The following is a 21147-nucleotide window of genomic DNA, read 5'->3' as shown; positions in this document are numbered from 1 at the left end:
CGGAATACTGGAAAAGGGTATCGGGCATGCAGAAAGAAAAACTTTCGGCTTTAATGGATGGTGAAACGCTGGATAACGAACTGCTCAACGAGCTGAGTCGTTCTTCTGAGATGCAAAAAACCTGGGAGAGTTATCACCTTATCCGCGATACGCTGCGTGGCGATACCGCTGAGGTGCTGCAATTTGATATCTCCGCCCGGGTGATGGCCGCCATTGAAAATGAGCCCGTTCGTCAGACGGCGCCGCTTATTCCTGAATCTCAGCCCGCACCGCATCAGTGGCGGCAGATGCCGTTCTGGAACAAGGTGCGTCCGTGGGCCAGTTCCCTGACTCAAATGGGCGTTGCCGCCTGCGTATCGCTTGCGGTTATCGTCGGCGTCCAGCACTATAATGGTCAGTCTGATTCCGCTCAGCAGCCCGAAGCGCCGGTGTTCAATACGCTGCCCATGATGGGTAAAGCAAGCCCGGTAAGTCTTGGCGTGCCGGCTGACGCGTCAGCGGGAAGCGGCCAGCAGGCGCAGGTCCAGGAACAGCGCCGCCGAATTAACGCCATGCTGCAGGACTACGAACTGCAGCGCCGCCTGCACGCTGAGCAGCTTCAGTTTGGCCAGGCCCAGACTCAGCAGGCCGCAGTCCAGGTACCGGGCTATCAAACTTTAGGAACACAATCGCAGTAATGAAGCAACTTTGGTGTGCCATGTCGCTCATGGCAGGCAGCCTGTTGTTCTCTGTCAACGCCTCGGCTGATACATCGTCCGGGGCGTTGTTGCAGCAGATGAACCTGGCCAGCCAGTCTCTCAATTATGAGCTGTCTTTTGTTAGCATCAGCAAACAAGGCGTTGAGTCGCTGCGCTATCGTCACGCGCGACTGAACAACCAACCGCTGGCGCAGTTGCTGCAGCTGGACGGTCCGCGCCGGGAAGTGGTCCTGCGCGGCACGGAAATCAGCTATTTTGAACCCGGTCTCGATCCGTTCACCCTGAACGGCGACTATATCGTCGATTCGCTGCCATCGCTGGTATATAGCGATTTCAAACGCCTCTCCGCGGCGTATGATTTTATTTCCGTGGGCCGTACCCGTATCGCTGACCGCCTCTGCGACGTGATCCGCGTCGTGGCTCGCGACGGCACGCGCTACAGCTTTATCGCCTGGCTGGATGCTGAAACTAAGCTGCCGCTGCGCGTCGATTTGCTCGACCGCGACGGGGAAACGCTGGAGCAGTTCCGGGTTGTCTCCTTCAACGTTGGCGATAACGTCAGCGCCAGCATGGAGACGCTGGCAAAAGCGAATTTGCCGCCGCAGCTGTCGGTGCCTGAAGGAGGCGACAAAGCCAACTTCAACTGGGCGCCGACGTGGCTCCCGCAGGGCGTGACTGAGGTTTCCAGCAGTCAGCGCCGTCTTCCCACCTTTGACGGTCCGGTAGAATCACGTCTCTATTCCGACGGCTTGTTCAGCTTCTCGATCAATATCAACCGCGCCACGGCGGCCAGCAGCGACCAGCTGTTGCGCACCGGCCGACGCACCGTCAGCACGACGGTGCGCGATAACGCGGAGATAACCGTAGTGGGCGAGCTGCCGCCGCAGACGGCGAAGCGTATCTCTGACAGTATTAAATTCAAGGCAGTACAATGATTAAAGAGTGGGCTACCGTGGTTTCCTGGCATAACGGCGTGGCGCAGGTGCACTGCGACGTTAAAGCCTCCTGCAGCAGCTGCGCCTCCCGTGCCGGCTGTGGTAGCCGGGTGCTAAACAAGCTGGGGCCGCAGACCAGCCATACCATTAGCGTGCCCTGCGAGCAGCCGTTGGCCGCGGGGCAAAAAGTGGAGCTGGGGATCGCTGAAAGCAGCCTGCTGGGCTCAGCGATGCTGGTGTATATGGCGCCGCTGGCGGGGCTGTTTGTAATGGCGTCTATTTTTCAGGTGCTGTTTGCCAGTGATATTGCGTCACTTTGCGGCGCGCTGCTGGGCGGCGTCGGCGGCTTCCTGGTGGCGCGCGGTCTGTCGCCGCGACTGGCGGCACGTCAGTCCTGGCAGCCGGTGATTTTGAACGTCGCACTGCCGCCGGATCTGCTGCGTGTTGATACGCCTTCCTCCGACATGGGCCAGTGATTTCACTGGCCCTTATCTTTATTTACCTTTCCTGTTACAACGCCACAATTTCTGCGGGTATGCTGGATCTAACAGCATTTCCTGGTTTCGCGGATGTAGTGTAGAATGCGGCGTTTTCGGATTAAAAAACGTCAGGCACAGTACAGCGGCCTCATGATACTCGTAAGGCATAATTAACTCTAAATATGAAGAATATACGTAACTTTTCGATCATCGCTCACATCGACCACGGTAAGTCGACGCTGTCTGACCGTATCATCCAGATTTGCGGTGGCCTTTCTGATCGTGAAATGGAAGCCCAGGTTCTGGACTCCATGGATCTTGAGCGCGAACGCGGGATCACCATCAAGGCGCAGAGCGTCACCCTGGACTATAAGGCCAGCGACGGTGAGACCTACCAGCTGAACTTTATCGACACCCCGGGCCACGTGGACTTCTCTTATGAAGTTTCCCGTTCTCTTGCCGCGTGCGAAGGCGCGCTGCTGGTGGTAGACGCCGGGCAGGGGGTAGAAGCCCAGACCCTGGCCAACTGCTACACCGCCATGGAGATGGATCTCGAAGTGGTTCCGGTACTCAACAAGATCGACCTGCCTGCGGCCGACCCTGAGCGCGTAGCGGACGAGATTGAAGATATCGTCGGGATCGACGCCCACGACGCGGTGCGCTGCTCAGCGAAAACCGGCGTCGGCGTGACCGACGTGCTGGAGCGTCTGGTGCGCGATATCCCACCGCCGGAAGGCGATCCGGACGCGCCGCTGCAGGCGCTGATTATCGACTCCTGGTTCGATAACTACCTCGGCGTGGTGTCGCTGGTGCGGATTAAAAACGGCACCATGCGCAAGGGCGACAAGATCAAGGTCATGAGCACCGGCCAGGTGTATAACGCTGATCGTCTGGGCATCTTCACCCCGAAACAGGTTGACCGTACCGAGCTGAAATGCGGCGAGGTAGGCTGGCTGGTCTGCGCGATCAAAGACATCCTCGGCGCGCCGGTGGGCGATACCCTGACCGCCGCCCGCAACCCGGCAGACAAAGCGCTGCCTGGCTTTAAGAAGGTGAAACCGCAGGTGTATGCCGGCCTGTTCCCGGTGAGCTCCGATGATTATGAAGCCTTCCGCGACGCGCTGGGCAAACTGAGCCTTAACGATGCCTCTCTGTTCTACGAGCCGGAAAGCTCTACCGCGCTGGGCTTCGGCTTCCGCTGCGGCTTCCTCGGCCTGCTGCACATGGAGATCATTCAGGAGCGTCTGGAGCGTGAATACGATCTCGACCTGATCACCACCGCGCCGACGGTAGTCTACGAAGTAGAGACCACCTCCAAAGAAGTTATCTACGTCGACAGCCCGTCCAAGCTGCCGCCGCTGAATAATATTCAGGAGCTGCGCGAGCCGATCGCCGAGTGTCACATGCTGCTGCCGCAGGAGTTCCTCGGCAACGTGATTACCTTGTGTGTCGAGAAGCGTGGGGTGCAGACCAACATGGTTTACCACGGTAAACAGGTGGCGCTGACCTATGAAATTCCGATGGCGGAAGTGGTTCTCGACTTCTTTGACCGCCTGAAGTCCACCTCCCGCGGCTATGCGTCGCTGGACTACAACTTCAAACGCTTCCAGGCGTCGAACATGGTACGCGTCGATGTGCTGATCAACGGTGAGCGCGTCGATGCGCTGGCGCTGATCACCCACAACGATAACGCGCCGTATCGCGGCCGCGAGCTGGTGGAAAAAATGAAAGATCTGATTCCGCGTCAGCAGTTCGATATCGCGATTCAGGCGGCCATCGGTAACCACATTATCGCGCGCTCTACGGTGAAACAGCTGCGTAAAAACGTCCTGGCGAAATGCTACGGCGGCGACGTCAGCCGTAAGAAAAAGCTGCTGCAGAAGCAGAAAGAAGGTAAGAAGCGTATGAAGCAGGTCGGTAACGTTGAGCTGCCGCAGGAAGCGTTCCTCGCCATTCTGCACGTTGGTAAAGACGGCAAATAACCCTAAGGAGTTGGCATGGCGAACATGTTTGCCCTGATCCTGGTGATTGCAACCCTGGTGACGGGCGTTTTATGGTGCCTGGACAAGTTCATTTTTGCACCGAAACGTCGTGAACGTCAGGCCGCTGCTCAGGCAGCGACCGGCGAGCAACTGGACAAGAAGACGCTGAAGAAAGTCGGCCCGAAACCGGGCTGGCTGGAAACCGGCGCATCGGTTTTCCCGGTGCTGGCGATCGTTCTGGTGGTACGTTCATTTATTTATGAGCCTTTCCAGATCCCTTCAGGTTCGATGATGCCAACGCTGCTCATCGGCGATTTTATTCTGGTGGAGAAATTTGCCTACGGCATTAAAGATCCTATCTACCAGAAAACGCTGATCGAGACCGGCCATCCGAAGCGCGGCGACATCGTGGTGTTTAAATATCCGGAAGACCCGCGTCTGGACTACATTAAGCGCGCGGTGGGGTTACCGGGTGATAAGGTCACCTACGATCCGGTTGCCAAACAGGTCACTATTCAGCCGGGCTGCAGTTCCGGACAGGCCTGCGGCAACGCGCTGCCGGTGACCTATTCCAACGTGGAGCCGAGCGATTTTGTTCAGACCTTCTCCCGCAGCAACGGCGGCGAAGCGAGCAGCGGTTTCTGGCAGTTGCCGAAGGGCGAAACCAAAGCCGACGGCATTCGTCTTACCGAGCGTCAGGAGACATTGGGCGACGTGACGCACCGAATTCTGATGGTGCCGATTGCCCAGGATCAGGTTGGGATGTACTACCATCAGTCCGGTCTGCCGCTGGCCACCTGGATTGTGCCGCCCGGTCAGTACTTCATGATGGGCGACAACCGGGATAACAGCGCCGACAGCCGGTACTGGGGCTTTGTGCCGGAAGCCAACCTGGTCGGAAAAGCAACCGCTATCTGGATGAGTTTTGAAAAGCAGGAAGGTGAATGGCCGACCGGCGTGCGGTTATCGCGCATTGGTGGAATTCATTAATTTCCTCTGCTGAATTCACGTCGCTGCTGTTATCGCAGCGGCGTGAATTATTTAGTATTTAAATCCATTCAAACTAACGACATCCCGTGTCGTTGCGTATAGAATATCCCCCCGAAGTTTTTGGTTGTCGCTCTGCCGGGTGACACTGCACACGAAAGCGTATTGGTCTGTTTCAAATTACTGTTTGAAGCGAATGCTCAGGTCGGTTTCGTGTGCTGCATCTTTGACGCATTCATTTATTGGTAACGCATGAACCCCATCGTAATTAATCGGCTTCAACGAAAGCTGGGCTACACTTTTCATCATCAGGAGCTGTTGCAACAGGCATTAACTCACCGCAGTGCCAGCAGCAAACATAATGAGCGCCTGGAATTTTTAGGTGACTCCATTTTAAGTTTCGTGATCGCGAATGCGCTGTATCATCGCTTTCCTCGTGTCGATGAAGGCGATATGAGCCGTATGCGCGCGACGCTGGTGCGTGGCAACACGCTGGCGGAGATCGCCCGCGAGTTTGAGCTGGGCGAGTGTCTGCGCCTCGGGCCGGGAGAGCTGAAAAGCGGCGGTTTCCGTCGCGAATCGATTCTCGCGGATACCGTTGAAGCGTTAATTGGCGGGGTTTTCCTCGACAGTGATATTCAGAACGTTGAACGCTTAATCCTCTCCTGGTACCAGACCCGTCTGGACGAAATCAGTCCGGGCGATAAGCAAAAGGATCCGAAGACGCGTCTGCAGGAGTATCTGCAGGGACGTCATCTGCCGCTGCCGTCTTACCTGGTGGTCCAGGTTCGCGGCGAAGCGCACGATCAGGAATTTACTATCCACTGCCAGGTCAGTGGCCTGAGTGAACCGGTGGTTGGCACAGGTTCCAGCCGTCGTAAGGCGGAGCAGGCTGCCGCCGAACAGGCGCTGAAAAAGCTGGAGCTGGAATGAGCGAAGAAAAAAGTTATTGTGGGTTTGTCGCCATCGTGGGTCGTCCAAACGTTGGTAAATCCACGCTGTTGAATAAGCTGCTTGGGCAGAAGATCTCGATCACCTCCCGTAAAGCGCAGACCACCCGTCACCGCATCGTCGGTATCCATACCGAAGGGCCGTATCAGGCGATTTACGTTGATACTCCGGGCCTGCATATGGAAGAGAAGCGTGCCATTAACCGCTTAATGAACAAAGCGGCCAGCAGTTCGATTGGCGACGTGGAACTGGTCATCTTCGTGGTGGAAGGCACTCGCTGGACGCAGGACGACGAGATGGTGCTCAACAAGCTGCGCGACGCGAAAGCGCCGGTGATCCTCGCGGTCAACAAGGTGGATAACGTGCAGGAAAAAGCGGATCTGTTACCGCACCTGCAGTTCCTCGCCAGCCAGATGAATTTCCTCGATATCGTACCGATCTCAGCGGAAACCGGCACCAACGTTGATACCATCGCGGCGATCGTGCGTAAGCATCTGCCGGAAGCGATCCATCACTTCCCGGAAGATTATATTACCGATCGCTCACAACGCTTTATGGCCTCCGAAATCATCCGTGAAAAACTGATGCGTTTCCTCGGCGCTGAGCTGCCGTACTCCGTCACCGTGGAAATCGAACGTTTCGTCAGCAACGAGCGCGGCGGTTACGATATCAACGGCCTGATCCTCGTCGAGCGCGAAGGGCAGAAAAAGATGGTGATTGGCAACAAAGGCGCCAAAATTAAAACCATCGGTATCGAAGCGCGTAAGGACATGCAGGAGATGTTTGAAGCGCCGGTGCACCTCGAGCTGTGGGTGAAAGTGAAATCCGGCTGGGCCGATGACGAGCGCGCCCTGCGCAGTCTCGGTTACGTTGACGACCTCTGAGTTAACGCAACGTGGATGGATGGCAGCGCGCCTTTGTCCTGCATAGCCGTCCGTGGAGCGAAACCAGCCTGATGCTGGACGTCTTCACGGAAGAATCCGGTCGTGTGCGCCTGGTTGCCAAGGGCGCACGCTCCAAACGCTCTAATCTCAAAGGCGCTTTACAGCCCTTTACCCCCTTGCTGGTTCGCTTCGGCGGTCGCGGCGAAGTCAAAACCCTGCGCAGCGCGGAAGCCGTTTCGCTGGCGCTGCCGCTCAGCGGCATCACCCTCTACAGCGGTCTCTACGTTAACGAGCTTATCTCCCGCGTGCTGGAGCACGAAACACGCTTCTCCGAACTCTTTTTCGACTACCTGCACTGCATTCAGGCGCTCGCCGGGGCCAGCGGCTCGCCGGAGCCCGCGCTGCGGCGTTTTGAGCTGGCGCTGCTCGGGCACCTGGGCTATGGCGTGGATTTTCTCCACTGCGCCGGGAGCGGCGAGCCGGTAGACGACACCATGACCTACCGCTATCGTGAAGAAAAAGGCTTTATTGCCAGCCTGGTGATTGATAACAACACGTTTACCGGGCACCATTTGAAAGCATTGGCGAGTCGCGAGTTTCCTGATGTTGATACGCTGCGCGCCGCGAAGCGCTTTACCCGTATCGCCCTGAAGCCCTATCTCGGCGGCAAACCGCTCAAGAGCCGGGAGTTGTTTCGCCAGTTTATGCCCGCGCGAAAGGCGCGAGCCGATAATACGAATAATGATTAACGAGGATTGTCATGGCTGAATTATTGTTAGGGGTCAATATTGACCATATCGCGACCTTGCGTAACGCCCGCGGCACTGCTTACCCGGATCCGGTTCAGGCGGCTTTCATTGCCGAACAGGCCGGCGCCGACGGCATTACCGTGCATCTGCGCGAAGACCGTCGCCATATTACCGATCGCGATGTGCGTATCCTGCGCCAGACGCTGCACACCCGCATGAATCTTGAAATGGCGGTCACTGAAGAGATGCTGACGATCGCCTGCGAAACCAAACCGCACTTCTGCTGCCTGGTGCCGGAGAAGCGTCAGGAAGTGACCACCGAAGGCGGGCTGGACGTCGCCGGCCAGCGCGACAAGATGCGCGATGCCTGTCAACGCCTGGCGGATGCCGGCATCCTGGTCTCCCTGTTTATCGATGCGGATCAAGCGCAGATCAAAGCGGCGGCAGACGTTGGCGCGCCCTATATCGAAATCCACACCGGCTGCTATGCCGATGCCAAAACCGACGCCGAGCAGGCCAGGGAGCTGGAACGTATTGCCAAAGCGGCCACCTACGCCGCCAGCCTCGGCCTGAAGGTGAATGCCGGCCACGGTCTGACCTACCACAACGTGAAAGCGATTGCTGCGCTGCCGGAAATGCATGAGCTGAATATCGGTCACGCGATTATTGGCCGTGCGGTGATGAGCGGCCTGAAGGAGGCGGTGGCGGAAATGAAGCGTCTGATGCTGGAAGCGCGCGGCTAATGGCCATTCTCGGGTTGGGTACCGACATCGTCGAGATCGCCCGCATCGAAGCGGTGATCGCCCGCAGCGGCGATCGCCTTGCCCGCCGGGTGCTGAGCGACCATGAATGGAGCATCTGGGAGCAGCACCAGCAGCCGGTGCGTTTCCTGGCGAAACGCTTTGCGGTCAAGGAAGCGGCGGCGAAAGCGCTGGGAACTGGGATCCGTAACGGGCTGGCGTTTAACCAGTTCGAGGTTTACAACGACGAGCTGGGCAAGCCGAAGCTGCGGCTATGGGGTGAAGCAAACCTTTTAGCTGAACGCATGGGAGTAAGCGCTATTCACGTTACTCTCGCTGATGAACGCCACTACGCCTGCGCCACGGTGATTGTCGAAAGCTAGCCAGGAGGGCGGTTAAATTTTATCCGCGTGGTGCATCAGCACGAATTTATCCCACAGCTGTTCTTCACTCTCGACGTGTGCCGGATCTTTCAGGATCGTATTCGGGATCGGGCACACTTTCTGGCAGGTTGGCGTGTCGTAATGACCCACGCACTCGGTGCAGCGGTCGCTGTTAATCTCATAAATGCTGTCACCCATCGAAATGGCCTCATTCGGGCACTCCGGCTCGCACATATCGCAGTTGATGCATTTTTTGGTAATTAACAGCGCCATCAGGAAAGTCTCAGAAACAACACAAACAGGGCGGGCATTATACGCCCATTTTCTGCTCAGACCAGCTTTTTCACCAGCGCTTCGCTATGGCGAATGCGCTCCGGCGCCCGCTCCAGATCCTGCTGCACCAGCCCCATAAACAGCAGATCGGTGAGCATCATTTGCGCGCTGGTGGAGGAGATGGCGGCGCTGCGCGTCGCCTGCTCTTCGGCGATAGTATACAGGCAGTGGGTCGCCTGCTGTTGCAGGGCGTTCGGGCTAAACCCGGTGATCGCCAGGATCTTACAGCCGACGCGCAGCGCTTCACCGGCCGCCATATTGATCTCCCGGCGCTCGCCGGAGTAAGAGATCGCCAGCAGAAGATCGTCGCTGGACATGGCCTGCACCGTCGCCAGCAGGGCATGCATATCCTGCTCAGAAACAGCGTTGATGCCGATCTTCATCAGCTTCCAGCTAAAGTTACGCGCCACCAGGCCGGAGGCGCCAATCCCGGTGACGATCACTCGCCGGGCGTTGCGCAGCAGCGTGACGGCTTCCCGTAGCGTCTCTTCAGTGTTGACGTCCAGCGAGGCATGCATGGCGGCGACATTGTCTTTAATGAGTTTCTCGCCGACCAGACGCAGCGGATCGTCACCGCGAATGTGGTTATGCACCGGGACGGAGTGCGGATCCGGGCTACTCGCCAGCGCTTCACTAAGGGCCAGCTTCAGCGCCGGAAAGCCTTTGAATCCCAGCTTCTGGGCAAACTTAACCACGCTGGACTGACTCACACCGGCTTCCGCTGCCAGCTGCTGCGAGCTGAGGTGCCGGGTCTCATCGGGCTGGCTCAGAATATAATCGGCCAACTTTTTGTCGCTCGCCGCCAGGGTGGGATAGCGCTGACGAATACGCGTTAAACAGTTCATTGGAGCTCCGCTGGAGCCGTCCGGCTCGTGACTGACAGAATTTTTATTCGATTATAAGGGGTATACCATGAATTAAAAATTCTTAAGCCACAATTTTTCCTTCGCCTGCTACTTTAATTCTTTCTTAACGGCAGGGGATGTTTTCCCTCGACATGGCGTCAGGCTGTTAAGCTTACCCTAACGAGAAGCGAGTTCTGAGATAAAGGAGGCAGTTTGCAGCACACTGAACGGAGAGTGGTGTTTTTCGATCTGGACGGAACCTTACACCAACAGGATATGTTCGGCAGTTTTCTGCGCTATCTGCTGCGCCATTTGCCGCTGAACCTGTTGCTGGTGGTGCCGATGGGGCCGGTGATCCTTGCCGGACTGGCAGTGAGCGGACGGGCGGCGCGCTGGCCGATGAGCCTCCTGCTGTGGGCGACAACCTTTGGCCGCCGCGAGGCGGTGCTGAAGCGGCTGGAAGCGGAGTTTGTCGGCTGGTTTCGCCATCATGTGACGGCGTTTCCGGTAGTTCATGCGCGGCTTACCGCCTACCTGACCAGCACCGATGCCGACGTCTGGTTGATCACCGGCTCGCCGCAGTCGCTGGTGGAGCAGGTCTATCGCGATACCCTCTGGTTGCCGCGGGTGAATCTGATAGCCAGCCGCACCGCGCGCCGCTGGGGCGGCTGGGTATTGACCCTGCGCTGCCTGGGGCATGAAAAGGTGGTACAGCTGGAGAAAAAGATTGGCGCCCCGCTGCGGCTGTATAGCGGCTATAGCGATAGTGAGCAGGATAATCCATTGCTCGGCTTTTGCCAGCATCGCTGGCGGGTAACCCCTCAGGGAGAGCTTCAGCAGTTGGAGTAATAGTGTGTAATTGATAGCGCCCATGTATAATGCGCCCCGCTTTTTCTGCTGGAGTGGCCGCTGTGTCTGACCTCGAACTCAATGATGAATACTGGATGCGTCATGCCCTGACGCTGGCGAAACGCGCCTGGGAAGAGGGCGAGGTGCCGGTGGGCGCGGTGCTGGTGCATAACAATCAGGTCATTGGCGAGGGCTGGAACCGGCCGATAGGCCGTCACGACCCCACCGCCCATGCGGAGATCATGGCCTTACGCCAGGGCGGACTGGTGCTGCAAAACTACCGCCTGATCGACGCCACGCTGTACGTGACCCTCGAGCCCTGCGTCATGTGCGCGGGCGCGATGGTGCACAGCCGTATCGCCCGCCTGGTGTTTGGCGCCAGGGATGCCAAGACCGGCGCCGCCGGCTCGCTGATGGATGTTCTGCACCACCCGGGAATGAACCATCGGGTTGAGATTAGCGAAGGCGTGCTGGCAGAGTCCTGCTCTGCCATGCTGAGCGACTTCTTCCGCTGGCGGCGGGAAGAGAAAAAAGCGCAGAAGAAAGCCCGGGAGCAGACCGGGGAAAGTTAATACAGGTGGCCGGGGAGTTTCATCCGGGCATTATCCATCTGCTTATCGGCGCGAAACTTGAAAAAAGGCAGTGTGGTCTCCTGCGGCTGTTCGAGCTCATTGGGGAGCACGGCCGGGTAATCCTCCGCCAGGGCCAGCGTTTGCTGCTGCTGGCGCTCCTTCTCTGACAAATAGCCGACAAGGCTTATCTGATATTTGCGGATGTTTTCCACATAGGCGTAGGCCTCATGGCCGCGGGCATAGCCGTATTTTAGTTTGCTGTAATAGGGTTTCTGGCTCAGCAACGGTAAACGCAGCTTAACGTCCGCCCAGCTGTTAGGATTGCCTTTCTGTTTGCGGGTGAGCGCCATGGCGTCCAGCATATGGGCATAGCCCATATTATAAGCGGCCAGCGCAAACCAGATGCGTTCATCTTTCGGGATCGAATCCGGCACTTTATCCATCATATCCTGCAGGTAGCGCATGCCGCCGTCGATACTCTGCGCCGCATCGGTGCGGTCGGTTAGACCCAGGCTTTGCGCCGTATTGCGTGTGAGCATCATCATACCGCGCACGCCGGTGGGGGAGGTGGCCTGCGGATCCCAGTGGGATTCCTGCCAGGCGATGGCGGCCAGCAGGCGCCAGTCAATCTCGCGGGCGTATTTTTCAAACAGCGGCTGCACCTCCGGAAGAATATTTTCCACCGCGCGCAGGAAGGTGCGGGTATCGACATAATCGAAATCGTTGCCGTGGCCGAGGTATTTCTCCTCGAGGCGCGCCAGCGTCCCGTCTTCATTGATGTTGTTGAAGAAATCAAGCATTGCCGCCGACAGCGAATTATCGTCGTCCCGGGCGCTAAACCAGGTGACCGGCTGTTCGTCGGTGATATCGAGGGCCACCGCCAGCTCCGGATGGACGCGCTGAAACAGGCTGACGGCCACCGAGTCAGCGATGGTGTAATCAAGTTTACCGTCAATCACCGCCTGCATCAGCGCCGTGGTACCGCGTTTTTCGTCCACGCGCCAGGCAAGATCCGGGTATTTCTCGGCTTTTAAGGTCTGCAGGTCGTTGATCGCCACGTGGCCCGGAGCGATAGTGAGCTGCTCGGCGGTCAGCGCCGCGAGGGTGCGCGGCCGGGTATTGCCGACGCGGTAGACCAGCTGTTGCGAAACAGAATAGTAGGTGGGGCCGGCCTGATAGTTTTTCACTCGCTCCTGGTTATAGACCAGTCCGGCGGCCAGCATATCGGCCTGACCGTCGTCGAGGTCGTCAAACAGCTGGCTGATGTTTTGCCGGACGGTTATCTTAAGCGTTACGCCAAGGTAGTCGGCAAACTGCTTCGCCAGTTCATAATCCAGACCGAACGCTTTATTGTTCATGGTGGCGAAGGTCATTGGCGAGTTGATAGTGCTGATGCGCAGCTCGCCGCGAGCGATAATGCCCGCCACCCGGTTCTCGGGTTTACCAGACCAGGGGATCGACGGCCACAGGGCCGCCGCCAGCAAAAGGGTGACAATGCCGATCAGCAGATAATTAATCTTTAATTTTTTCAGAGAGTTAATCTTCTGCAGCTTCAGGTTCCTCAGCAGGCGATGTCCGGAAAAAACGCAAGGTTGTCGTCGAATGTGCGGCATTCTGCTTAATAATGCGCCAGTTGGCAACTTATTCGCGATGGTCGTCACATTTATTGATAAACAGCATCAATGATTTTATTTCTACGCAAACGGTTTCGTCGGGGCGCAGGATTCACTATAATGACGCCCGTTTCCCCCCCTGGCTCACCCTGAAAGCTTCGAAGACGAGAGACTTATGATGGAAATTTTGCGTGGTTCACCTGCACTGTCGGCATTCCGTATTAATAAACTGCTGGCACGATTTCAGGCGGCCAACCTTCCGGTAAGCGCCATATATGCCGAATATATTCATTTTGCCGATCTGAATGCCCCGCTGAGCGCTGACGATCGCGAGCGCCTGGCGCGACTGCTTCAGTATGGCCCGAGCTTAAGCAGCCATACCCCGACCGGTAAATTACTGCTCGTGACCCCTCGCCCTGGCACCATCTCTCCCTGGTCTTCTAAAGCTACCGATATCGCTCACAACTGCGGTCTGGCGCAGGTTGTGCGTCTTGAGCGCGGCGTGGCGTATTACGTTGAAGCCTCAACCCTGACCGAAGCGCAGTGGGCCGCGGTGGCGGCGGAGCTGCACGACCGCATGATGGAGAGCGTCTTCGACGCGCTGGAAGCGGGCGAAAAGCTGTTCGCTCACCATCAGCCGACGCCGGTGACCAGCGTTGACCTGCTGGGCGAAGGGCGTCAGGCGCTGATTGACGCCAACCTCCGTCTGGGTCTGGCGCTGGCCGACGACGAAATTGACTACCTGCAGGACGCGTTTACCCGCCTGGGACGCAACCCGAACGATATCGAGCTGTATATGTTCGCCCAGGCGAACTCAGAGCACTGTCGCCACAAGATTTTCAACGCCGACTGGATCATCGACGGCGAACAGCAGCCGAAGTCGCTGTTCAAAATGATCAAAAACACCTTTGAAAAAACGCCGGACTACGTGCTGTCGGCCTATAAAGATAATGCCGCGGTGATGGAAGGGTCTGAAGTCGGGCGCTATTTCGCCGACCATCAGACCGGGCGCTACGACTTCCATCAGGAGCCGGCGCACATTCTGATGAAGGTGGAAACCCATAACCACCCGACGGCCATCTCTCCATGGCCGGGCGCGGCAACCGGCTCCGGCGGCGAAATCCGCGATGAAGGCGCCACCGGCCGCGGCGCGAAGCCGAAAGCGGGCCTGGTGGGCTTCTCGGTTTCCAACCTGCGTATCCCGGGCTTCGAACAGCCGTGGGAAGAAGATTTCGGTAAACCGGATCGCATTGTCACCGCCCTGGACATCATGACCGAAGGCCCGCTGGGCGGCGCGGCGTTTAACAACGAATTTGGTCGTCCGGCGCTGAACGGCTACTTCCGCACCTATGAAGAGAAAGTCACCAGCCACAATGGCGAAGAGCTGCGTGGCTACCACAAACCGATCATGCTGGCCGGCGGTATCGGCAACATCCGCGGTGAGCACGTGCAGAAGGGCGAGATTACCGTTGGCGCGAAGCTGATCGTGCTGGGCGGCCCGGCGATGAACATCGGCCTCGGCGGCGGCGCAGCGTCTTCTATGGCCTCCGGCCAGTCCGATGCCGATCTCGATTTCGCCTCCGTACAGCGTGACAACCCGGAAATGGAGCGCCGCTGTCAGGAAGTGATCGACCGCTGCTGGCAGTTGGGCGACGCCAACCCGATCCTCTTTATCCACGACGTTGGCGCCGGCGGTCTCTCCAACGCTATGCCGGAGCTGGTGAGCGACGGCGGCCGCGGCGGTAAATTCCAGCTGCGCGATATTCTCAGCGATGAGCCAGGGATGAGTCCGCTGGAGATCTGGTGTAACGAATCGCAGGAACGTTATGTTCTGGCGGTCGCCCCGGAGCAGCTGCCGCTGTTCGACGAACTGTGCCGCCGCGAGCGCGCGCCTTATGCCGTTATCGGCGAAGCTACCGCTGAGCAGCATCTGAGCCTGAGCGACAGCCACTTTAACGATCAGCCGATCGACCTGCCGCTGGACGTCCTGCTCGGCAAAACGCCGAAAATGACCCGCGACGTGCAGACTCTGAAAGCTCAGGGTAGCGCGCTGGATCGCCAACCGATTATCCTTGCCGATGCGGTTAACCGCGTTCTGCATCTGCCGACGGTGGCCGAGAAAACCTTCCTCGTCACCATCGGCGACCGCACCGTGACCGGTATGGTCGCCCGCGACCAGATGGTTGGCCCGTGGCAGATCCCGGTGGCCAACTGTGCGGTGACCACCGCCAGCCTCGACAGCTACTATGGCGAAGCGATGGCGATGGGCGAGCGCGCCCCGGTCGCCCTGCTGGACTTCGCGGCCTCTGGCCGTCTGGCGGTCGGTGAAGCGCTGACCAACATCGCCGCCACGCAGATTGGCGAGCTGAACCGCGTGAAGCTGTCGGCTAACTGGATGGCCGCCGCCGGCCACCCGGGTGAAGACGCTGGCCTGTATGAGGCGGTGAAAGCGGTAGGCGAAGAGCTGTGCCCGGCGCTGGGCCTGACCATTCCGGTCGGTAAAGACTCGATGTCGATGAAAACCCGCTGGCAGGAAGGCAGCGAGCAGCGCGAGATGACCTCCCCGCTGTCGCTGGTCATCTCTGCCTTCGCCCGTGTCGAAGATGTCCGTCATACCGTCACGCCGCAGCTTTCGACGGAAGATAACGCCCTGCTGCTGATCGACCTCGGTAAAGGGCACAACGCGCTGGGCGCGACGGCGCTGGCGCAGGTCTATCGCCAGCTCGGCGACAAGCCGGCTGACGTGCGCGATGTCGCGCAACTGAAAGGCTTCTGGAATGCGATGCAGGCCCTGGTGGCGCAGCGTAAACTGCTGGCCTACCACGACCGCTCCGACGGCGGTCTGCTGGTCACGCTGGCGGAAATGGCCTTTACCGGCCACTGCGGCGTGGAAGCGGATATCGCCGCGCTGGGCGACGACCATCTGGCCGCGCTGTTCAACGAAGAGCTGGGGGCGGTGATTCAGGTCCGCGCCGCAGACCGTGAGGCGGTGGAAGCCATTCTGGCGGTTAACGGCCTGGCGGACTGCGTGCATTACCTCGGTAAAGCGGTTGAGGGCGATCGCTTCGTGCTGACCGCCGGCGGTCAGACGGTGTTCAGCGAAAGCCGCACCACGCTGCGCATGTGGTGGGCGGAAACCACCTGGCAGATGCAGCGTCTGCGCGACAACCCGGCCTGCGCCGATCAGGAGCATGAGGCGAAAGCCAATGATGCCGACCCGGGCCTCAATGTGAAGCTCTCGTTTGATATTAACGACGACGTCGCCGCCCCGTACATTGCCACCGGCGCGCGGCCGAAAGTGGCCGTCCTGCGCGAGCAGGGGGTGAACTCCCACGTTGAAATGGCGGCCGCCTTCCATCGTGCCGGCTTTGACGCCATCGACGTGCATATGAGCGACCTGCTGGCCGGCCGGACCGGTCTGGGCGATTTCCATGCCCTGGTAGCCTGCGGCGGCTTCTCCTACGGCGACGTGTTGGGCGCGGGCGAGGGCTGGGCGAAGTCGATTCTGTTCAACGAGCGCGTGCGCGATGAGTTCGCGACCTTCTTCCATCGTCCGCAGACGCTGGCGCTCGGCGTGTGCAACGGCTGTCAGATGATGTCCAACCTGCGCGAGCTGATCCCGGGCAGCGACCTGTGGCCGCGCTTTGTGCGCAACCAGTCTGACCGCTTTGAAGCGCGCTTTAGCCTGGTGGAAGTGACGCAAAGCCCATCCCTGCTGCTGGAAGGCATGGTTGGCTCACGGATGCCGATTGCGGTCTCCCACGGCGAAGGTCAGGTGGAAGTGCGCGACAGCGCGCATCTGGCCCAGCTGGAGAGCAAAGGTCTGGTGGCGCTGCGCTTCGTGGATAACTTCGGCAAAGTGACCGAAACCTATCCGGCGAACCCGAACGGTTCCCCGAACGGTATCACCGCGGTGACCAGCGAAAGCGGGCGCGCGACCATCATGATGCCTCACCCGGAACGCGTCTTCCGCACCGTAAGCAACTCCTGGCACCCGGAGAACTGGGGCGAGGATAGCCCGTGGATGCGTATCTTCCGTAACGCGCGTAAACAGCTGGGTTAATCTTCCCGCCGCGCTTCACGCGAACGTATCAGCCCCCTGCCTGACAGGGGGCTTTTTTTTATCTGTGATGGTCGGCACGCCGGGGTGTCGGGAATTGCCGACAACTGCGATATTGCAGTGTCGCCAATAGGCGACACTTAAGTTATTGATTTAAATGATGAGTAATCGGTAGCCTATTTGGTGTCGCTAAATAGCGACAATGCGGGTGAAAAATAAACAGTGGTAGTACGACTGTTCCTGCGGTTAAAGCCATATATATCAATATGTTAATAAAATGTTTTGAGGGCTGGCATAGTTCATGCATAATATTAACCAGTGGCTCATTCACCTTCTTATGTCAGCCCCTTCGGGACGCGCTACATAAACTTCGAATGACGCACAAACAGGTGCCTGCCGTCCAACTCCTGATAACAGCCTGGCTTTATCAGACATCGGGCGAAACGTCGAGTAAGGCACCGCCTCATTCCTGAACAAAGCCAGGCCTTGCGCCTGGCTTTGTTGTTTCTGCGGCGCAGTAACCAGCGGTAGCGCTTTTCTCCGGCGCGCTCCTCAGTTAGCATCGACCAGAGCTAATGATTGAGACAACATCCTTGAAGCGACTCTCTCTTTTCCCCCGTTCGCTGCGTCAGCTGGTGACGCTCTCCTTTGTGCTGATCCTGCTGCCATTGCTGGTGCTGGCCTGGCAGGCCTGGCAGAGCCTGAACGCCCTCAGCGCCCAGGCGGCGCATATTAACCGTACCACCCTGGTCGACGCCCGACGCAGCGAGGCGATGATCAATGCCGCACTGGAGATGGAGCGCAGCTATCGCCAGTACTGCGTGCTGGACGATCCGACGCTGGCGCGCGTCTATCAAAACCAGCGGCAGCGCTACAGCCAGATGCTGGACGCCCACGCCGGCGTGCTGCCGGACGAGAAGCTCTGGCAGGCGCTGCGTCAGGATGTCAGCGATCTGGCGCAGCTGCAGTGTAAAAATAGCGGCCCCGATGCCCAGGCAGCCGCCAGACTGGAAGTTTTCGCCAGTAATAACAGCGATATGGTGCAGGCGACCCGGGCGGTCGTCTATTCTCGTGGCCAACAGCTGCAGCAGGAGATAGCCGAACGCGGCCAGTTTTTTGGCTGGCAGGCGCTGGTGCTGTTTCTGCTGAGCCTGGCGCTGGTGCTACTCTTCACCCGCATGATTATCGGCCCGGTTAAAGGCATCGAAAGAATGATCAATCAGCTGGGGGCAGGGAAGTCGCTGGACGACGCCGCATTGTTTACCGGCCCGCGCGAGCTGCGATCGGTGGGCAAGCGCATCATCTGGCTCAGCGAGCGCCTGGCGTGGCTGGAGTCGCAGCGGCATCAATTTCTTCGCCATCTGTCGCATGAGCTGAAAACCCCGTTGGCCAGTATGCGTGAAGGTACCGAGCTGTTGGCCGACCGGGTCGCGGGGCCCCTGACCCCTGAGCAGCAGGAGATTGTCGAGATCCTCGACAGCAGTAGCCGTAACCTGCAAAAGCTGATTGAACAGCTGCTGGACTATAACCGAAAACAGGCCGACGGCCCGGTGGCTCGCGAAGCGGTGGACCTGGTGGAACTGGTGGAAAACGTCGTGGCGGCGCACAGCCTGCCCGCGCGGGCTAAACTGATGCATACCGAACTGACGCTGCAGGCGCGGCGTTGCCTGGCAGAGCCTGCGCTATTGATAAGCGTAATGGATAATCTCTACTCCAATGCGGTGCACTATGGCGCTGAATCCGGTAACATCCGTATCCATAGCTACCGGCACGGAGAGCAGGTGCGTATTGATGTCGCCAACAGCGGCGAACCGATCCCGGCCGCGGAAAAAAATATGATATTCGAGCCTTTTTACCAGGGGAGTCACCAGCGTAAAGGGGCCGTTAAGGGCAGTGGACTGGGGTTGAGTATCGCCCGCGACTGCGTCCGGCAGATGCAAGGGGAGCTCAGCTTAGTTGATGCGCCCGCCGGGCAGGTCTGTTTTCGCATTACGCTTCCCTCAGCGCCGGAATAATCCAACTTATGAATCGATATCGGGGAACTATGTCCCAATTCCTGGCCTGGCGCCGTTCCCTCAGCGGATGGCTGCTTTCAGGCATTGCTTGTCTGACGCTGGCGGGGTGTTCCGCCGGCTTTTCACCGCATACCGCGGAAGGTACCGCCGCCCCCGGGCAGGCGCAGCATCAGGTGGCCGATTTTGTCGCGGTAGACTGCGCGGATATCTGGGCGCACAGCAGCGATGCCAGCGACAAAAATCCCCTCTACTGGCTGCGGGGCATTGACTGTGCCGATCGCCTCGCGCCGGCGCAGGCGCGGGCGGAGGCGAAACGCCATACCGACGACAGCTGGCAGGACGCGTTCCGTCGCGGCATCCTGCTTGCTGATGCTAAAATTACCCCTGAGGAGCGCCGCGACCTGGTGGCGCGTCTCGATACCTTCAGCCCGCAAATCGCCGTTCAGGTCCGCCCGCTGTATCAGCTCTGGCGCGACGGTCAGACCCGTCAGCTGCAGCTGGTGGAAGAGCGTGCCCGTTACGCTAAGCTTCAGCAGTCCAGCGATAGCGAACTGGAGACACTGCGGCAGCAGGAGCTGGCGCTGCGCGAGCAGCTGGAGCTGACCACCCGCAAGCTGGAGAACCTGACGGATATCGAACGCCAGCTCTCCAGCCGCAAGCCGGGCGGCAATTTCGGCAGCGAAAAAGTGCCGGAGGTGATCCATGACGATCCGTAAACCGGCGCGTTTACTGCTGGTGGATGACGATCCGGGACTGTTGAAGCTACTGGGCATGCGCCTGATCAGCGAAGGCTACAGCGTGGTCACCGCCGAGAGCGGGCCGGAAGCGCTGCGCGTGCTGGGGCGTGAGAAAGTGGATCTGGTGATTAGCGATCTGCGGATGGATGAAATGGACGGCCTGCAGCTGTTTAGCGAGATCCAGAAGGGCCACCCCGGCATGCCGGTGATCATTCTCACCGCTCACGGTTCGATTCCCGACGCCGTGGCGGCTACCCAGCAGGGGGTGTTCAGCTTCCTGACCAAGCCGGTCGATAAAGATGCCTTATATAAAGCCATTGATGAGGCGCTGGAGCAGCGCTCGCCGGCCACCGACGAAGCCTGGCGCCAGGCGATTGTAACCCGCAGCCCGCTGATGCTGCGCCTGCTTGAGCAGGCCGGGATGGTGGCGCAATCGGATGTCAGCGTACTGATTAATGGCCAGAGCGGGACCGGGAAGGAGATCGTCGCCCAGGCGATCCACAACGCCAGCCCGCGTCATGATAAGCCGTTCGTGGCGATCAACTGCGGCGCGCTGCCGGAACAGCTGCTCGAATCCGAACTGTTTGGCCATGCGCGGGGCGCTTTTACCGGCGCGGTCAGTAACCGTGAAGGATTATTCCAGGCCGCTGAGGGTGGTACGCTGTTTCTCGACGAGATCGGTGATATGCCGGTTGCGTTGCAGGTGAAGCTGCTGCGCGTCCTGCAGGAGCGCAAGGTGCGCCCGCTGGGCAGCAACCGCGATATCGAAATCAACGTGCGGATTATCTCCGCCACCCACCGCGACCTGCCGAAGGCGATGGCCCGCGGCGAGTTTCGTGAAGACCTGTTCTACCGCCTCAACGTAGTGAACCTGAAAATACCGCCGCTCTCCGAACGTACGGAAGACATCCCGCTGTTGGCCAACCATCTGCTGCGTCAGTCTGCCGATCGCCATAAGCCGTTCGTGCGGGCGTTTTCCAGCGATGCGATGAAGCGGCTGATGGCCGCCAAATGGCCGGGCAACGTGCGACAGCTGGTGAACGTGATCGAGCAGTGCGTGGCCCTGACTTCGTCGCCAGTGATCGGCGACGCGCTGGTTGAGCAAGCGCTGGAGGGCGAGAACACGGCGCTGCCGACCTTCGTGGAGGCGCGCAATCAGTTTGAGCTGAACTACCTGCGCAAGCTGCTGCAAATTACCAAGGGCAACGTCACTCACGCCGCGCGGATGGCAGGGCGCAACCGCACCGAATTCTATAAGCTGCTGTCGCGCCATGAGCTCGACGCCAACGACTTTAAAGAGTAGCTCCGCACTATAGCGCAAGTTATGATACGGTA

19 protein-coding genes are annotated in these 21147 nt (G+C 58.9%); 16 read left to right on the top strand and 3 right to left on the bottom strand.

The window, feature by feature from the left end; genetic code table 11:
• Positions 1-26 precede the first annotated feature (26 nt).
• The 10 genes from rseA to acpS all read left to right on the top strand — a co-directional run bounded on the left by rseA (position 27) and on the right by acpS (position 8788).
• Positions 27-677, top strand: a complete 651-nt coding sequence (rseA, locus tag BHE81_RS12755) for an anti-sigma-E factor RseA (protein ID WP_002914072.1) — start codon at positions 27-29, stop codon at positions 675-677.
• The gene (gene rseB, locus BHE81_RS12750; protein ID WP_002914070.1) at positions 677-1633 is read left to right on the top strand and encodes a sigma-E factor regulatory protein RseB; all 957 of its coding nucleotides are present in this window, start codon (positions 677-679) and stop codon (positions 1631-1633) included. The genes rseA and rseB overlap by 1 nt, the downstream gene beginning before the upstream one ends.
• Complete coding sequence (gene rseC / locus BHE81_RS12745) at positions 1630-2109, top strand: SoxR-reducing system protein RseC (RefSeq protein ID WP_004144354.1); 480 nt, start codon at positions 1630-1632, stop codon at positions 2107-2109. Before rseB ends, rseC begins: the two co-directional genes overlap by 4 nt.
• A gap of 185 nt (positions 2110-2294) precedes the next feature.
• Positions 2295-4094, top strand: a complete 1800-nt coding sequence (lepA, locus tag BHE81_RS12740) for a translation elongation factor 4 (protein ID WP_002914069.1) — start codon at positions 2295-2297, stop codon at positions 4092-4094.
• 15 nt (positions 4095-4109) lie between these two features.
• A complete protein-coding gene (gene lepB / locus BHE81_RS12735) occupies positions 4110-5084 on the top strand; it encodes a signal peptidase I (protein ID WP_002914067.1) in 975 nt (324 codons plus the stop codon).
• A gap of 249 nt (positions 5085-5333) precedes the next feature.
• Positions 5334-6014, top strand: coding sequence for a ribonuclease III (gene rnc / locus BHE81_RS12730; RefSeq protein WP_002914065.1), 681 nt, complete (start codon positions 5334-5336; stop codon positions 6012-6014).
• On the top strand, positions 6011-6916 hold the full coding sequence (gene era, locus BHE81_RS12725; protein WP_002914063.1) for a GTPase Era: 906 nt from the start codon (positions 6011-6013) through the stop codon (positions 6914-6916). Before rnc ends, era begins: the two co-directional genes overlap by 4 nt.
• Before the next feature lie 11 nt (positions 6917-6927).
• Positions 6928-7665 (top strand): DNA repair protein RecO, encoded by a 738-nt coding sequence (gene recO / locus BHE81_RS12720; RefSeq protein WP_002914062.1) that lies wholly within the window; start codon positions 6928-6930, stop codon positions 7663-7665.
• Between the two features lie 11 nt (positions 7666-7676).
• Complete coding sequence (gene pdxJ, locus BHE81_RS12715; RefSeq protein ID WP_004144352.1) at positions 7677-8408, top strand: pyridoxine 5'-phosphate synthase; 732 nt, start codon at positions 7677-7679, stop codon at positions 8406-8408.
• Positions 8408-8788: a holo-ACP synthase gene (gene acpS, locus BHE81_RS12710; RefSeq protein ID WP_004144351.1), complete on the top strand. Its 381-nt coding sequence runs from the start codon at positions 8408-8410 to the stop codon at positions 8786-8788. The genes pdxJ and acpS overlap by 1 nt, the downstream gene beginning before the upstream one ends.
• Positions 8789-8800: 12 nt before the next feature.
• Here the strand turns inward: acpS and BHE81_RS12705 are convergent, their stop codons facing one another.
• Both BHE81_RS12705 and BHE81_RS12700 read right to left on the bottom strand, forming a co-directional pair.
• Positions 8801-9061 (bottom strand): YfhL family 4Fe-4S dicluster ferredoxin, encoded by a 261-nt coding sequence (locus tag BHE81_RS12705; protein WP_004144350.1) that lies wholly within the window; start codon positions 9059-9061, stop codon positions 8801-8803.
• 56 nt (positions 9062-9117) lie between these two features.
• On the bottom strand, positions 9118-9966 hold the full coding sequence (locus BHE81_RS12700; RefSeq protein ID WP_004144349.1) for a MurR/RpiR family transcriptional regulator: 849 nt from the start codon (positions 9964-9966) through the stop codon (positions 9118-9120).
• 213 nt (positions 9967-10179) lie between these two features.
• Here BHE81_RS12700 and yfhb point away from each other — a divergent pair, with 213 nt between their 5' ends.
• Both yfhb and tadA read left to right on the top strand, forming a co-directional pair.
• Positions 10180-10815: a phosphatidylglycerophosphatase C gene (gene yfhb / locus BHE81_RS12695; protein ID WP_002914050.1), complete on the top strand. Its 636-nt coding sequence runs from the start codon at positions 10180-10182 to the stop codon at positions 10813-10815.
• Between the two features lie 62 nt (positions 10816-10877).
• Entirely contained in the window at positions 10878-11387 is a 510-nt protein-coding gene (gene tadA / locus BHE81_RS12690) for a tRNA adenosine(34) deaminase TadA (protein WP_023342648.1), read from the top strand.
• Here the strand turns inward: tadA and mltF are convergent.
• A complete protein-coding gene (mltF, locus tag BHE81_RS12685) occupies positions 11384-13000 on the bottom strand; it encodes a membrane-bound lytic murein transglycosylase MltF (RefSeq protein WP_004144346.1) in 1617 nt (538 codons plus the stop codon). The two genes, tadA and mltF, sit on opposite strands and share 4 nt — an antisense overlap.
• 175 nt (positions 13001-13175) lie before the next feature.
• On the opposite strand from mltF, the gene purL reads away from it, so the two are divergent.
• The 4 genes from purL (at position 13176) to glrR (ending at position 21115) form a co-directional block, all read left to right on the top strand.
• Positions 13176-17063 carry a phosphoribosylformylglycinamidine synthase gene (purL, locus tag BHE81_RS12680; protein WP_023301576.1) on the top strand — a complete coding sequence of 1296 codons (3888 nt, stop codon included), beginning with the start codon at positions 13176-13178 and terminating at the stop codon, positions 17061-17063.
• A gap of 590 nt (positions 17064-17653) precedes the next feature.
• Entirely contained in the window at positions 17654-19075 is a 1422-nt protein-coding gene (locus tag BHE81_RS12670; RefSeq protein ID WP_004174816.1) for a sensor histidine kinase, read from the top strand.
• Between the two features lie 29 nt (positions 19076-19104).
• A complete protein-coding gene (gene qseG, locus BHE81_RS12665) occupies positions 19105-19791 on the top strand; it encodes a two-component system QseEF-associated lipoprotein QseG (RefSeq protein WP_002914033.1) in 687 nt (228 codons plus the stop codon).
• The gene (gene glrR / locus BHE81_RS12660; protein ID WP_014907106.1) at positions 19778-21115 is read left to right on the top strand and encodes a two-component system response regulator GlrR; all 1338 of its coding nucleotides are present in this window, start codon (positions 19778-19780) and stop codon (positions 21113-21115) included. The genes qseG and glrR overlap by 14 nt, the downstream gene beginning before the upstream one ends.
• Positions 21116-21147: the final 32 nt, after the last annotated feature.

Source organism: Klebsiella sp. AqSCr (assembly GCF_008452795.1).
Classification (GTDB): Bacteria; Pseudomonadota; Gammaproteobacteria; order Enterobacterales; family Enterobacteriaceae; genus Klebsiella; species Klebsiella pneumoniae.
The sequence above is the reverse complement of the archived record's forward strand: the minus strand, read 5'-3'. Positions and strand labels throughout refer to the sequence as shown.

Excerpts from the sequence above, each read along its gene's own strand:
- rseA (WP_002914072.1), top strand. The coding sequence starts at position 27 with ATGCAGAAAGAAAAACTTTCGGCTTTAATGGATGGTGAAACGCTGGAT.
- rseB (WP_002914070.1), top strand. The coding sequence starts at position 677 with ATGAAGCAACTTTGGTGTGCCATGTCGCTCATGGCAGGCAGCCTGTTG.
- rseC (WP_004144354.1), top strand. The coding sequence starts at position 1,630 with ATGATTAAAGAGTGGGCTACCGTGGTTTCCTGGCATAACGGCGTGGCG.
- lepA (WP_002914069.1), top strand. The coding sequence starts at position 2,295 with ATGAAGAATATACGTAACTTTTCGATCATCGCTCACATCGACCACGGT.
- lepB (WP_002914067.1), top strand. The coding sequence starts at position 4,110 with ATGGCGAACATGTTTGCCCTGATCCTGGTGATTGCAACCCTGGTGACG.
- rnc (WP_002914065.1), top strand. The coding sequence starts at position 5,334 with ATGAACCCCATCGTAATTAATCGGCTTCAACGAAAGCTGGGCTACACT.
- era (WP_002914063.1), top strand. The coding sequence starts at position 6,011 with ATGAGCGAAGAAAAAAGTTATTGTGGGTTTGTCGCCATCGTGGGTCGT.
- pdxJ (WP_004144352.1), top strand. The coding sequence starts at position 7,677 with ATGGCTGAATTATTGTTAGGGGTCAATATTGACCATATCGCGACCTTG.
- acpS (WP_004144351.1), top strand. The coding sequence starts at position 8,408 with ATGGCCATTCTCGGGTTGGGTACCGACATCGTCGAGATCGCCCGCATC.
- BHE81_RS12705 (WP_004144350.1), bottom strand. The coding sequence starts at position 9,061 with ATGGCGCTGTTAATTACCAAAAAATGCATCAACTGCGATATGTGCGAG.
- BHE81_RS12700 (WP_004144349.1), bottom strand. The coding sequence starts at position 9,966 with ATGAACTGTTTAACGCGTATTCGTCAGCGCTATCCCACCCTGGCGGCG.
- mltF (WP_004144346.1), bottom strand. The coding sequence starts at position 13,000 with ATGCCGCACATTCGACGACAACCTTGCGTTTTTTCCGGACATCGCCTG.
- purL (WP_023301576.1), top strand. The coding sequence starts at position 13,176 with ATGATGGAAATTTTGCGTGGTTCACCTGCACTGTCGGCATTCCGTATT.
- qseG (WP_002914033.1), top strand. The coding sequence starts at position 19,105 with ATGTCCCAATTCCTGGCCTGGCGCCGTTCCCTCAGCGGATGGCTGCTT.
- glrR (WP_014907106.1), top strand. The coding sequence starts at position 19,778 with ATGACGATCCGTAAACCGGCGCGTTTACTGCTGGTGGATGACGATCCG.